This window comes from Cyclobacterium sp. 1_MG-2023 (genome assembly GCF_030546805.1).
Classification (GTDB): Bacteria; Bacteroidota; Bacteroidia; order Cytophagales; family Cyclobacteriaceae; genus Cyclobacterium.
Genome location: NZ_JAUOPC010000001.1, coordinates 560,074 through 573,751 on the forward strand (window position 1 = coordinate 560,074; position 13,678 = coordinate 573,751).

Sequence of the window (13,678 nt, forward strand, 5' to 3'; positions counted from 1 at the left end):
AGATCATGAAAAAAACAATAAATCTATTATTAATAATTACCCTCCTCTTTTCTTGCTCGGAAGATTTCCTAGACAGACAACCGGAGGATGCACTTTCGACAGGCGCATTTTATAATAACCCCTCAGAAATAAAAGCCGGATTGGCTGCTTGCTATTCCCCTTTTCAGAATATTTATTCCCGATATCAGGTACCCCAATATTTGGAAATCTCTTCTGATGATGGCAAAGATGTGTTATGGCAAAGTAATGACTACTTAATGAAAAAGAATACAGGGAATTCTCGTCCTAATTTTTGGAGAGATCATTATAAAGTTATTGTCAACTCAAATAACATTATTGACATAATCGACAATTATACCCCTTTGAATGCTGAAGAGGAAGAATTAGTAAAAGTTTATCAAGCTGAAGCTAAATTCCTTAGAGCCTTGGCATATTTTAACCTTGTTAGACTATATGGAGATGTTCCAAAGGTAGTGGAGAGATTAGATGACCCAAACCAAGCCATAGGTATAGGTAGGACTTCAATAGACGAGATTTATTCTTCTGTGATTATACCGGACTTGGAAGCAGCCATTGCAGATTGCTTGAAAAAGGGTGACGTTGGTTTGCAAGGAGAAGAAGCCAGGGCTACCAAAGGAGCTGCTATGACAATTTTGGGAAAGGTTTATTTAACGATGAATAATCCTACAAAAGCAGAAGAAGTATTGAAAAGACTGATCGTAGACAAAGAGGCCGGTAATTACTCCTTATTAAATGATTTTGATGCCATTCATAAACCAGACAACAAGTTCAACGATGAATCCATTTTTGAGATCAATTATAATGCGACTTTAGGTCAACCTAATTTTCTCTTTAAATGGATGACCAACGAAAATGGTTACCTGTATGGAATAGCTTCAGGTGGTGGGCCAATTGTTATGTTCAACTTTATGCAAGAATTTGTGGAAGACAATGACTGGATTGATGAGCCTGATTGGACAAGGTACAATACTACCTTAGATTCAGGCAAACTGGAAGGGGGAAGCCCCGAATTACAGCCTTGGCCTAAAAAGTTTACTCCGGAAACAAGCACTCTAGCGCAATACAACATCACAGGTACCGATTATAATTACATGGTCACGAGATATGCAGATGCATTGTTGATGTATGGGGAAGCCTTGGTAGCGAATAATAAAGCAAGTGAAGCCTTGCCCTACTTTAATAGGGTAAGAGAAAGAGCCGGCTTGAAAGGTTTGACTGTGGACCAACTCGATATCGATCAAATCTTACATGAAAGAAGGGTTGAATTGGCTTTTGAAGGCCATCGATTTTTTGATTTGGTGAGAACAGGTAAAGCCGTAGAAAAAATCTCCTGGGCTTTAATGAATGTGGTAGGTTTTGATGCCAGAATATTTACTACAGAACCTATTGAAGAATACCAGCTTTTGCTACCTATCCCGGTTACTGAGATTCAAAAGGATGCTTCACTTAATCAAAACCCAGGCTACTAATAAAAATTAAGAAAATGAAAAAGACATATAATTTAATCCTCATGGGCATGCTTGCCCCTTTGGTTCTCTTCTCCTGTTTACAGGAAGACATAGTACCCAATCCTACCGTTCAAAGCGTAGAAATGTATATGGTGGACATAGAAGGAAATGATTCTTTAATCACTCAACCTACGGTGAACAAAGCCTTCCGGTTTGTGGTGAATACTGATGCGGACATTGCTACAGTTTGGCCGGGGGGAGAACGTAGAATCGTAAAGAAAGTAAATACGGAAACAGATTCTTTGGATATGTTCGGTAATCCCGTTCTAATTGTTAGCGATTATTACTCAGATTATGGACTCGTAAAAGCAAGAGGTTTTAAAACCGCCTTGGGAGAAACAGGTTGGTACACTTCCTATACCTATAAAGAAGTTGGCGAATTTGACTTAACGATACTGGTAACCAACCATGGGTACAATAGTGCTGATTACAAACAAGTAGTTTATGAGGCCGGAAAAGTAACAGTTGTAGAAGAATAAATATTTCTTCAAATAGTGAACGAATAAAAAGAACCTTTTCAAATTGGTGAAAAGGTCCTTTTTATTGTACTGGTAAAATTGAAATTAAGCCTCAGGAATCAATTTAATAGGGGAAAATCTAGCTTAGGTCAATGGACAACTCTCCTCCCATCAGTGGATCTGAGATACTGTCTTTTCCTAATTCTATACGTCCACAATACCGTCGGCTAAAGGCTTCATTTCCTTTTGCAACCATGGTAAAATCGTACCAACCTTGGCTTTTTACTGTGGGTATACGTACAGGCTTTTTCTCTCTCGGCTTGAGGTCTATGGATTTTTCACCATGTTTGTAGGCATTATCAGTCACCTTTACTGATAATACTTCATTAGAAATGTTTTCAATATCTATTAAGTAAACTCCGGTTTTACTTTCGCCACCATCTGCCGTATACGAAGATGCCAATGACAATTTGGGATCATTTTTATTACCCTTAAACTCTCTGAAGAAACCATTTGGGCCATATACCTGCAAATGATACATCCCTCCCTCAAAAGCATCCAAAGGCCATTCATAATCCAAAATATCCCCTGGTTTAACTGCAAATGACCAATTCACTGCAGGCTCAAAAGCATTGGTTTTAGGATTTCTATACGAACCGGGTGCATAGACTAAAAACGGCGCTCCTAGCGCTTTGTCTCCAAATTTCTTTTTCGAAGCTTCTAAGTTTAGCAAAATAGATTTTCGGGAGCGGTCAAACTCCCCATCCACATACAATTCGTAAGCTAATGCATTGGATGGTTTGGTTCCAGGCTCTTGCTTTGGCAATAAAGGCGACTGCAAATGGCTGTTATTGACCTGACTTATTTCACTGTCTGTTAAAATTTTGAAATTGTCAGGAATGTCTTTATAACTTGCATTAAGAATTTTCTTCACATGCCCTTCCATGGTTAGGAAATTAGGAAGGTCAATTTTTTCTCCATTGTAAGGTCTGAAAACTGAGGTAAGGTCTCCACTTATTGCTCTTCTCCAGGAGCTAATGTTGTCTTCTACTATTTTTTTACCCGTTTTATGGGATAAAAACTTCTCCATAAACATAATGGTGGAAGAAATATCACAAACTTCAGAGTTGACCCAACCACCTCTACTCCAAGGTGAAGCCACAATTAAGGGCACCCTATACCCCAATCCAACAGGACTTTCACGCACATCTTCTGGATCCATGCCAGGATAATTTTCCTCTTGCTCTTTGAATACAAATTCTGTTCTGGCGTCTAATCCATTAGAAACTTTACCAGCAGTTGGGTCATTAGGTTTTGGTGGAACAAATGGTGGTACATGATCAAAGTACCCGTCATTTTCATCATAATTCAGGATAAAAACGGTTTTTTTCCAAACTTCAGGATTTTTAGTTAGAATCTCTAAAGCTTCTGAAACATACCAAGCCCCATACCAAGGAGCACTAGGGTGATCGGAGAAGTTTTTTGGTGCGACTAAATACGAAACTGTGGGGAGGTTTCCGGAATTAACATCCTTTCTAAATTCGTGAAAAATGTCACCTTTAGGTATTTTCGTCGCTCTTTTTTCTCCTTCTTCCTCATACTCTAAGACCTCCGTTTTGTGGTAATCAGGATCTGCAATATTCGTTGTAAATGCGCGCTGATGCATTTCCTTTTCCCGAGGTGTTAGCTTTTCAAAAGCCTTAGGCCCAAATTTCTCGATGGACTCTTTGACGAAAGCAATGGCCTCTTTTTTCGAAGCGATTTCTTTTTTAATACCGGCTTTATCCGTTTCCACTGCATCCTGAAGGGAAGCTTCTAACTTTGAAATTTCAGCCGGAAGGCTATCTTGTTTGTTTTTTAAAAACTCATAATGTCCCGGAGTAAAGCGAACCTCAAACTGTTTGTACCATTCTAAGTTATTGTCAGTAAAGTTTGCCAGCCAAGACCTGTCTTCTCCATTCAGCATGGTAGGTAAACTCACTTCATTTTGATAAACTTTCCAAGAAATACCATTGTCTTGCAAGCGATCAGGAAAGGTTTTCCAATCTACTTCTTTTCCATAAGTATGCTCTCCGTTTCTTACCAGAGGCTTTTCCCCAACCTTACCTACTGTTTTTCCTGCCCAATGAAAATTCCTATTGGTAGTGGTGCCGGTAAGCGCCCCACAAAAGTGCTGATCACAAACCGTAAATGCATCTGCAAAAGCATAATAAAAAGGAATATCCTGCCTTTCATAAAAGCCCATTGTCATCGGTACATGTTTGAATTCTTTCCTTCCGGGTCTCTTGGCTTCAATCCAACCGTCATACTTTCCGTTATTTCGGGCATCTACTTGATTCTCCCAAGAATGAGGAATATCACTCATCCAGGTCGCTTTGGTCTCATTTATATTAAACCTAAAAGGGGTAAAAGCATTTCCTTGATTGTCTCGTTGTATCCAAACTTTGTCTTTGTTAGGCAAAGAAATGGTTCTTGGGTCATTGTATCCTCTAACTCCTTTTAACTTACCAAAACAATGGTCAAAGGAGCGATTTTCTTGCATCAATAAGACTACATGTTCTGCATCAAGATATGTAGTTCCCGGATCCGGGTTAATGGCCATGGCTTTTTCTATGGAAGCAGGTAAAACTCCCCATAGCCCCATGCCTCCGGAAAAAAGTGCTGCTTTTTTCAGAAAATCTCTTCTGTTCTCATTCATAATTAAAATACGATATAAAACACATTAATAAAATCTTAATCCTGATAGTTAAACTACGGGATAATCCATAAGCCTTAGTCTACAATATTTTCTGGCTCAAGCGTAAAATTAAAGTTTTACGGTGCAAACCGTAGAGAAAGAATATTGCCAAATGGTTAATTCTCTACTAGGCCAAAATATTAATAAAGGCCGCACCTGATTGAAAATCAAAAACATTTATACTTAATCTACAAGTTGTTAGACCTATAGAGAGAGGGTGCTAACCTCTCAATTGATACGCTTTGGGCTGGGTAAATGCCCTAATGCCCATATAAGATAAAGTCACTCCCAAACCGGAATTCTTTCTTCCTGTCCAAGGGAGATTTGGGCTTACCCTATCACAACAATTGACATAGACTGTTCCTGCAGGCATACCTTCCAACAACTGTTTGGCCCGTGATTCATCTCCTGAGAATACTGCTGCTGTAAGACCAAAGGAAGTGTCTTTCATCAAATTTAAAGCCTCTTCATCATTTTTTACTTTTTGAATTCCTATAACAGGTCCAAAAGACTCCTCTTTCATAAGACCCATATTGTGATTGACGTCAGTCAGTACCGCCGGTTCTAGGAAATACCCTTTTTCTCCCCATTGCTTCCCTCCAATGAGTAGCTTGGCCCCTTTTTCTTTGGCATCGGCTATCTGCGAAAGGATAAAATTCATTTGATCTTTTCGGGTGAGTGCGCCTATAAAGGTTTCCTCTGCCATAGGATCCCCAATTTTATAAGAAGAAACCTCACTTACGAATGCATCTACAAATGCATCATAAATGTCTTCATGAACATATATTCTTTCCACCGCACAGCAACTTTGCCCATTATTATAAAATGCTCCCTCTGCTGCATTGATGGCTGCTTGTTTTACATCCGCCACATCATTCATTACATACAAAGGGTCTTTTCCTCCCAGTTCCAACTGAACAGGAACAAGTTTCGAAGCCACTTTTTGGGCAATGTACTTTCCGGTTTTATAAGAACCTGTAAAAAAGTAGCCATCTAGGTCTGCCTCCAGCAATAATTCCCCTACTTCGGCTCCACCAATAAAACATTCAAAAGCATCCTTAGGAATGCCGGCTTCCCAAAGCAGTTCTCTAAACTTGAGTCCTGTGAGTGCAGCATATTCTGATGGCTTATAGGCCACTGCATTGCCTGCCAGCAAGGCATATAAAAACACGTTGTAACCAACATTATAAGGGAAATTCCAAGCAGAAATATTTGCAATTACCCCCAGAGGCTCAAAGGAGATTTCTTCTCGCGTATCTCCTTCTTCAGTGATGACTTCCTTCTTGAGGTATTTCAATGCATCCTTTTGGATATGTGCGATTCGATTTTGCGCTCCTGTGATTTCGTTTTTAGCTTGCTGAATGGGTTTACCTGTTTCTGAAGTTAATATAAGTGCCAATTCCTCCAAATTGCCCATCACTAGGTCACCATATTTTTTAATTATGGCAACTCTCTCTTCCAAAGGCACACCTGCCCACTTAATTTGCCCTTCTTTTAACGCAGCAATTTTACTGCTAACTTCAGCGGCAGTATCTTCTTTTAAATGTTTTATAACACCTTCGGTAGCTGGGTTGATTATTTCCATTCTTATTGATTTTTAACTTTTTCTATAAAATATTCATACAGTTTTAAGGGGTCCAACAAGGGAGCACCTTTACCCAACGAAAACTCAGGGTGCCATTGCACCCCTAACACATTTCCTTCTTTGTTTTGCAGGGCCTCTATTATTCCATCATTTTTGCTAACGGCCAAGACCTCCAAACCATCTCCTACGGTTTTTACGCCTTGATGATGAACAGAATTTACAACTGCCTTATCAATACCATCATAGACTAAGTCCAAGGTTTTACCTGCTTCAAAAACAATCTCATGAACCAATGCATCATATTTCTCTGCATCTCTGTGCTGCATGGCCTCCGGTTTCTGCGTAGTAATATCTTGGTATAAGTTACCTCCAAAATATACATTCATCAACTGAAAGCCTCTACAAATTGCCAAGACCGGCTTATGATGCTTAACAGCGTATTCCATTATCCTCATTTCATAGGCATCCCGATAGGCATCACCCAGCCATTTGCCGAGTACTATAGGCTTCTCATTATAAGTTTCCGGAGCCAAATCTGTTCCACCTTGGAAAACAAACCCATCTAGTTCTGCCAAGATATCCTCTAATTGACTCATGGGTAGGTCTGGCAGCAATACCGGAAGAATACCTTTTTGAGAAACATAACTGAACATATCACATTCCACATAGGCCAAATCTTTAGGCCCAAAAACAATCCGAGAAGGCTCCTTATACATGAAGCATGCACTTATTCCAATTTTCAGCATATTCTATAGGGCACCTTTATAAATAGATTTAAAGTCAGCTTCAGTGACAGGTTTTGGATTGTTTGGATGACAGAAATCTGCAATGGCCAGCGACGCCAATGTGTCAATATGATCTTCTTTTACTCCAATAGCCGAAAGTCTTGAAGGCAAGCCCAGGGTTTTGTTTAAGTCATTAATATATTGGATAAATTTCTTACTCTCTCCTTGTTTTAACCCTACCATAAGTCCCATTTGCTCATACCTATCCTCAAATCCTTCATAGTTAAATTCAAGTCCATAGGGTAAGTTAATGGCATTTGCCAAGCCATGATGTGTGTCTAGCAAGCTGGATAATGGGTGGGCCAAACTGTGAACGATTCCCAAGCCTTTCTGAAAAGCTATGGCTCCCATCATGGATGCCATTAACATCTTGCTCCTAGAAACCAAATCGGGTTTCAAGGTAGCTGTTTCTATGGATTCACCTATCAGCTTAATGCCTTCCAAGGCTATCCCACTACACATAGGATTCCAATTTTTAGAGAGATAGGCTTCAATATTATGGGTAAGCGCATCCATCCCTGTGGCTGCTGTAACGAAAGAAGGCAAGTCCATGGTTAATTCAGGATCTGCAAATACTATTTTTGCCATAAGGGTAGGTGCAAATAGTATTCTTTTCTTCTTGCTTTCATCTTCAGATATAATGGCACTTCTTCCTACTTCACTCCCAGTACCGGAAGTGGTAGGTACGGTAACAAAATGTGGAATTGGCTCGGTCACGTATTTATCTCCACCAATTAAATCATCATAATCGAATAGATCTCTATGGTGATTAATGCTTAAGGCAATAGCCCTGGCCACATCCAAAGCCACTCCACCACCAATGCCTACAATTACATCTCTATCAGTGGACTGATACGAAGCCTTACCCTTAAGAACATCTGACTTGACAGGGTTTTTGTGAACATCAGAAAAAACCTCAACAGACAAACCTGATTGACTCAATTGAGCTTCTATTTTTTTAAAGAAATCTAGCTCTCTGACAATTGGGTCAGTTACCAATAGTGGCCGAGACAATTGATTTTGCTTTAAATAATCAGCCAATTCACTGATAACACCTACACCAAATCTTATGGTCGTAGGAAAACTAAAATTATATTTTTGAAGAATATCCATTATAATAAATGAAAACTTTAGTGATTAAATGTATTGAAGTCAAGATTAAATAATTTCAAAATAACGTTTCCTTTCCCAATCTGTAACATTGGAGGCAAATTCGCGACATTCCCATTCGCGCGTTTTGCAAAAATGATCGACAAAGGCCTCTCCAAACAATGACTTGGCAATGCTTGAATTTTTCATGGCCTCAGTGGCTTCTTTTAGTGAGGAAGGAATAGAACCATTGGAATAATCTTCATAACCATTCCCTACGGTGGCCGGTTTGTCCAAAGCCAGTTTGTTCTGAATACCATATAAGCCCGAAGCCAGGCAAGCAGCCATGGCCAGATAAGGGTTCACATCGGACCCTATAACCCTGGTTTCTAGCCGAGTAGATTTAGCTCCTCCGGAAAGTATTCTTAAAGCAGTGGTTCTATTGTCCTTTGCCCATGTCAAAGTGGTAGGTGCCCAGGCTCCTTCTACCAACCTCTTGTAACTATTGATGGTGGGGGCAAACATTGGCAAAATATAGGGTAAACATTTAAGTTGGCCTGCCACGTAATGACGCATGGTACTACTCATGTTCCATTCTGCATTGGCATCATAGAACAAGTTATTCTTCAAGTCCTTGTCCCAAATACTTTGGTGTACATGTCCACCATTCCCAGGCAATTCCTCAGACCACTTGGCCATAAAGGTAGCCATGACACCGTGTCTATAGGCAATTTCTTTAACACTGCTTTTGAATAGTACTGCACGATCAGCTGCCAATAAAACATCACTGTATTGTATGGCGGCTTCATATACACCCGGACCAGTTTCTGTGTGCAGGCCTTCCAATGGAATGTCAAACTTATGACACAGGTCAAACAAGTCATTGAAGAAATCACTTTTCAAGGATGACCTTAAAATAGAGTAGCCAAACATTCCCGGGGTCATGGGTTTGGTATCTGCGCAATTTTTACTTTCATAACCATCTGGCGTACTTTCAAAGTTAAACCATTCAAATTCCTGAGAAAATTGTGGAACAAAACCGGCATCTATTGCTTCCTTTTGCACATTTTTCAATAAGGTTCTTGGACAAACTAAGGCTCCATTTTGATTGTCATTACTGAAATCAGCCAAAAAGAAAGGAAGGTCATTCTCCCATGGTATTTTTCTGTAGGTAGAAGAATCAATATTTGCTTGAAAATCGGGATAACCGGTATGCCAGCCGGTAACAGAAACGTTGTCATAGGATTTGTCTTGCATGTCCCAGCCAAAGACTACCGCACAAAAGCCCAATCCTCCATCCAATATGGAAAAGAATTTGTCCAGAGAAACAACTTTCCCACGGAGGACTCCATCAATGTCCACAATAGCTAATTTTACTTTATTAAATGAACTGTTTTTTAAACTTGATTTGACTTCTTCTTTACTTAATTTCATGAAGTTTTTGTCTTGTTAAGGAATAATATAAAGAATAAATAAGCCCCCAATAGCATGGCGAAAAAAATCAAGGCCAAAGTGAAGTTATAAATAATCATGGCAATCAGTGAAAGGCTTGCGATGATCAGGGCAACCATAGGGAACAAAGGATAGTAAGGCACTTTAAATGGCCTTTCCAGTTCCGGTTCATTTTTTCTTAGCTTAAGAAAAGCAAGCATAGACAATATGTACAAACATAATGCACCAAACACAGCAATCGTGATTATTTCCCCGGTTTTACCCGTGAATAAAGCAATTATCCCGATCAGCATATTAAAAATAAGGGCATTGACTGGGGTTTTAAATTTTTTATTTACCGCTCCAATGGCCTTAGGGGCATAGCCCACTCGACCAAATTCAAAGGTGGTACGTCCTGCCGCAAGAATGATCCCATTAAAGGACGCCACCAATCCAAAGAGCGCTATAAAGGCCAACAGGTGATAATAAAACTGGTTGTCGCCCGTGACCAATCCCATGGCCAATGGCAGGGGTGAATCAGAAGCAACTCCGGAACTATCTGGATAAACAATGGCTTCCCAGCCTCCAACACCAACGGCCGCCATAAATGTAAGCACACATAAAATGACAAGAGTCAATAAGGCAAAGCCAAAGCCTTTTAATATATTTTTTTGTGGATTAATCGTCTCCTCGGCCACGTTGGCAACCCCTTCTATGGCCAGAAAAAACCAGATAGCAAATGGAATGGCTGCAACCACTCCCATGTAACCATTGGGCAAGGCATTGATTTGCAAATTTTCAACTTTAAAAGCGGGCAAAGTAACACCAGCAAAAAACAACAAGCCTAAAACGGCTATTATAGTAATGAATAATTCAAAGGTAGCTGCCACTTGCAGACCTACTATATTCAATCCTGTAAAAATCAAATAGGCAACGACTCCTATTAACAAGGCGTCCAATTCAGGAAAAAATATCCCAAAATAGGCACCTATGGCAGAAGCAATTGCAGGTGGTGCAAAAATAAATTCGATATTCTGGGACATCCCCGCCAAAAAACCCAAATGTTTTCCCAAACCACGCTCAGCATAAGAAAAAGCCCCTCCTGCTTTAGGTATTGCACAGGCCATTTCTGTGTAACTAAAAGTGAAAGTAACATACATTATTATTATAAAAAATATGGCGATACCGGCGCCTAATGTCCCACCTTCAGCAAGCCCTAAATTCCATCCAAAATAATTCCCTGATATAACGTATCCAACACCCAAACCCCATAACATAAAAGGGCCTAATGTTTTCTTTAATTGTTGTTCATTTCCTTTGGATTCTTGATTCATATATATTTTACTTTTGGATGAGAAAATGGGCCATGTTCAAACTGTTCCATGATTGGAAAAAACCAAGCCGATGTGTTAAGTTTGATTTTTTTTTAAAAAAGGACCTCCTAAAATTAAAAATTAATTTGAAATAACCTGTAATTGATCAAAATTAATTAGTGAAAAAAATGCCTTTAGAAAAAAAATAGAGGGGATTTTAAGAAATTTCGGAAGAAAAAACCTGCTTTAATAATGAGTGCCAATAGTTTAACCCGGGTTATGTAATAGGATTCGTGATGAGTGTTGCAATCGCAAGAAAATCAGGCTGTTTTGATATTTTAGCATAGCACCGCTATGGTGAAATTGAAAACAGCAACGAAGTGGCTGATTTTGAAGCGATTTCAGCACGTAATAGATTGTCTATTGCATATTTCGGGTTTAAACCTTTACTCTTTTTACCTTCTCAAAATCAGGAATAAAAATTGTATGTAAAAGCTTCAGTTAATCGAAAATTTATCAAGCATAATTAACCCTTTGGATATAGTTCTCGTTGAACCATAATCAATTACTTAAATATTGACTAGATTCTCTAAAAAACAACCAGAAAAATCAATTTTGAATTAATTTTATGTTTGGTAGTGAACACCGTTTAAATTCAAAACTGTTAAAACAGGTATAAAAATATGCATATCGCAATTTCAGGAAATATTGGAAGTGGAAAAACCACTTTGGCTTCAAAACTTGCCGCACATTATGGTTGGCAAATAGAATTTGAATCAGTAGAGGAAAACCCTTACTTGTCGGACTTTTATGGAGACATGCCAAAATGGGCTTTTCATTTACAGGTTTATTTCCTGCATAGCAGGTTCAATCAAGTTAAAAGAATTCAGGAAAGTGCAAATTCCACCATTCAAGATAGAACGATCTATGAAGATTCCCATATTTTTGCAACCAACCTTTATGAGTCAAATTTGATCAATAAAAGGGATTATGAAAACTATAAGATGCTTTATAAGTCCATGGTAGATTATATCAATCCTCCGGATTTATTGATTTTTTTGAAAGCAGACATTCCCAAATTGGTAGACCAAATTGAAAAAAGAGGCAGAGAATATGAACGAAGCATTCAAATTGCCTACTTAAAAAATTTAAATAACCTCTATGAAGAATGGATATCGGGCTATCAACTAGGAAAACTCTTGGTTATAGATGTGAACGATATGGATTTTGTTCATAATCCGGAAGATTTTTCTACCATTGTGGGTAAAATAGATCGTGAAATTTTTGGCTTGTTCAACTAATCCATTTTTCTAACAAGCCAAGTACCTACTAATTTTAAGGTTTCTTTGCTTGGCCGTAACAATAACTTATCAATGCGTTGCAACTTACCTCCTAACATAAGGTTTTCGTAAGCAGGTATCCTTATTAGTTTGTAACCTAGCAACCTGCTGATCAAGTCATATTGTAGATCATTGTAGGCATTCAGCTTCCACCCTGCTGCCCCGTTTCCGGAAAGATCCGGCGGAATTTCTGATTTCCCAAAGCATCTTGAGGCAATTGGTGGGCCATTCCAAACCCTCTCCTGAGCTCCTGACAAAAGACAATCCCTTTCAAAAGTTCTACACATCCGCAAATAGCTACCATGCCAAGAAAAACTAAATGTATCGTAAACATCAGTTTTTAAAGTTTTTAGCCGGTATCTGTTGAAATGATAAGCATCATCAAAAAGAAATAAAAACTTCCCTACTTTAAAGTCAAGCTTCAATTGATTCAGTAAAGGAAAATCCCCGGTTCCTTTTAAATCATTGTATCCATCTAAAAGTAATTTTTCTCCCTTTCCTTCAATCAAATTTCTTTTAAACGGAATATTGATATCCGTTTCGCAGCGAATTTCAATCTCTTCCAAGGCATTTATTAATTGATCCGTTTTTTGTTGATGCATTAGCTAACTTTATTATTTATTAGGGAAATCCATAAAACATGGAAGGGCTATTCTTTTTCAATCCTTTCTTTCAAATTAGGTTTTGAACCGGGAAATGTGGTTTTGGTGGACATATCATATCCAATCCACAGCATTATAGCCAAAAAAACGATCCCAAAAATGAGAAAAATCAATTTGTTTCTATTCATCCTTACTCTGAATTTTTGTATGCAAAACTAATCAAGTATTTGAATAAATAGTTCCATACAATCATATACTTTTTAGGCAATTAATGACGTTAACTAAATGGATATTACTTTTAAATTTGAAAAGGTTTCAATTTTAATATTTGAGATTTTGTAAAAATTTTCCAGTAAAATGTAAAAATGTATCTTTACAGCACTATTTTTGCACTCAAATAATCTACCTAAGTTATTTATTGCTTAATTTTCTACCACCACTTTCAATAAAATAGTTTTATGTACAAACAGATCAAACCCGATATGATCTATCATTATTTTGATGAGGATATTGAACTTATCCATGAAATCATAGAGTTGGTTTTGGAACTGAATGTACAAGATTTAAAGACCTTACTGCCACTTTACGAGACAGGGCAGTTTAATGTAATCAAAAAGAAATTTCACAGGTCTAAGCCAGTATTTAGTTTATTAGGAGCCAATCTGGTAAATAAAAATATTAATGCACTAGAAAAAGAAATAACCAATAATTTTCCTGAAATTTATCCGGATTTTTTAAAGTCTTTGGATGAACTGGAACAAGATCTACATTTCTTCCTAAAAAGTACTCCACATTAATATTATATTATC

11 protein-coding genes are annotated in these 13,678 nt (G+C 38.2%); 4 read left to right on the forward strand and 7 right to left on the reverse strand.

Annotated features, from left to right (window positions below; all coding sequences use genetic code 11):
- The first annotated feature begins 5 nt into the window (after window positions 1–5).
- Window positions 6–1,490 carry a RagB/SusD family nutrient uptake outer membrane protein gene (locus Q4534_RS02085; protein ID WP_303611509.1) on the forward strand — a complete coding sequence of 495 codons (1,485 nt, stop codon included), beginning with the start codon at window positions 6–8 and terminating at the stop codon, window positions 1,488–1,490.
- A gap of 14 nt (window positions 1,491–1,504) precedes the next feature.
- Window positions 1,505–2,008 (forward strand): hypothetical protein, encoded by a 504-nt coding sequence (locus Q4534_RS02090; protein WP_303611510.1) that lies wholly within the window; start codon window positions 1,505–1,507, stop codon window positions 2,006–2,008.
- 118 nt (window positions 2,009–2,126) lie between these two features.
- On the opposite strand, the gene Q4534_RS02095 is transcribed toward Q4534_RS02090, so the two are convergent.
- The 6 genes from Q4534_RS02095 to eat form a co-directional block, all read right to left on the reverse strand.
- A complete protein-coding gene (locus tag Q4534_RS02095; protein ID WP_303611511.1) occupies window positions 2,127–4,685 on the reverse strand; it encodes a phosphocholine-specific phospholipase C in 2,559 nt (852 codons plus the stop codon).
- Window positions 4,686–4,944: 259 nt separating this feature from the next.
- A complete protein-coding gene (locus Q4534_RS02100) occupies window positions 4,945–6,309 on the reverse strand; it encodes an aldehyde dehydrogenase family protein (RefSeq protein WP_303611512.1) in 1,365 nt (454 codons plus the stop codon).
- A 2-nt stretch (window positions 6,310–6,311) separates the two neighbouring features.
- Entirely contained in the window at window positions 6,312–7,055 is a 744-nt protein-coding gene (locus Q4534_RS02105; RefSeq protein ID WP_303611513.1) for a gamma-glutamyl-gamma-aminobutyrate hydrolase family protein, read from the reverse strand.
- Between the two features lie 3 nt (window positions 7,056–7,058).
- On the reverse strand, window positions 7,059–8,207 hold the full coding sequence (locus Q4534_RS02110; protein WP_303611514.1) for an iron-containing alcohol dehydrogenase: 1,149 nt from the start codon (window positions 8,205–8,207) through the stop codon (window positions 7,059–7,061).
- 45 nt (window positions 8,208–8,252) lie between these two features.
- Window positions 8,253–9,617 (reverse strand): glutamine synthetase family protein, encoded by a 1,365-nt coding sequence (locus tag Q4534_RS02115; RefSeq protein ID WP_303611515.1) that lies wholly within the window; start codon window positions 9,615–9,617, stop codon window positions 8,253–8,255.
- Entirely contained in the window at window positions 9,614–10,948 is a 1,335-nt protein-coding gene (gene eat / locus Q4534_RS02120) for an ethanolamine permease (RefSeq protein ID WP_303611516.1), read from the reverse strand. Before eat ends, Q4534_RS02115 begins: the two co-directional genes overlap by 4 nt.
- Window positions 10,949–11,610: 662 nt before the next feature.
- Here eat and Q4534_RS02125 point away from each other — a divergent pair.
- Window positions 11,611–12,228, forward strand: coding sequence for a deoxynucleoside kinase (locus Q4534_RS02125; protein ID WP_303611517.1), 618 nt, complete (start codon window positions 11,611–11,613; stop codon window positions 12,226–12,228).
- Here Q4534_RS02125 and Q4534_RS02130 read toward each other — a convergent pair.
- Entirely contained in the window at window positions 12,225–12,869 is a 645-nt protein-coding gene (locus tag Q4534_RS02130) for a hypothetical protein (RefSeq protein WP_303611518.1), read from the reverse strand. The genes Q4534_RS02125 and Q4534_RS02130 overlap by 4 nt on opposite strands.
- Before the next feature lie 458 nt (window positions 12,870–13,327).
- Here Q4534_RS02130 and Q4534_RS02135 point away from each other — a divergent pair, with 458 nt between their 5' ends.
- Entirely contained in the window at window positions 13,328–13,666 is a 339-nt protein-coding gene (locus Q4534_RS02135; RefSeq protein ID WP_303611519.1) for a hypothetical protein, read from the forward strand.
- The last annotated feature ends 12 nt before the right edge of the window (window positions 13,667–13,678 follow it).

Excerpts from the sequence above, each read along its gene's own strand:
- Q4534_RS02135 (WP_303611519.1), top strand. The coding sequence starts at position 13,328 with ATGTACAAACAGATCAAACCCGATATGATCTATCATTATTTTGATGAG.
- Q4534_RS02125 (WP_303611517.1), top strand. The coding sequence starts at position 11,611 with ATGCATATCGCAATTTCAGGAAATATTGGAAGTGGAAAAACCACTTTG.
- Q4534_RS02100 (WP_303611512.1), bottom strand. The coding sequence starts at position 6,309 with ATGGAAATAATCAACCCAGCTACCGAAGGTGTTATAAAACATTTAAAA.
- Q4534_RS02085 (WP_303611509.1), top strand. The coding sequence starts at position 6 with ATGAAAAAAACAATAAATCTATTATTAATAATTACCCTCCTCTTTTCT.
- eat (WP_303611516.1), bottom strand. The coding sequence starts at position 10,948 with ATGAATCAAGAATCCAAAGGAAATGAACAACAATTAAAGAAAACATTA.
- Q4534_RS02105 (WP_303611513.1), bottom strand. The coding sequence starts at position 7,055 with ATGCTGAAAATTGGAATAAGTGCATGCTTCATGTATAAGGAGCCTTCT.
- Q4534_RS02090 (WP_303611510.1), top strand. The coding sequence starts at position 1,505 with ATGAAAAAGACATATAATTTAATCCTCATGGGCATGCTTGCCCCTTTG.
- Q4534_RS02130 (WP_303611518.1), bottom strand. The coding sequence starts at position 12,869 with ATGCATCAACAAAAAACGGATCAATTAATAAATGCCTTGGAAGAGATT.
- Q4534_RS02095 (WP_303611511.1), bottom strand. The coding sequence starts at position 4,685 with ATGAATGAGAACAGAAGAGATTTTCTGAAAAAAGCAGCACTTTTTTCC.
- Q4534_RS02110 (WP_303611514.1), bottom strand. The coding sequence starts at position 8,207 with ATGGATATTCTTCAAAAATATAATTTTAGTTTTCCTACGACCATAAGA.
- Q4534_RS02115 (WP_303611515.1), bottom strand. The coding sequence starts at position 9,617 with ATGAAATTAAGTAAAGAAGAAGTCAAATCAAGTTTAAAAAACAGTTCA.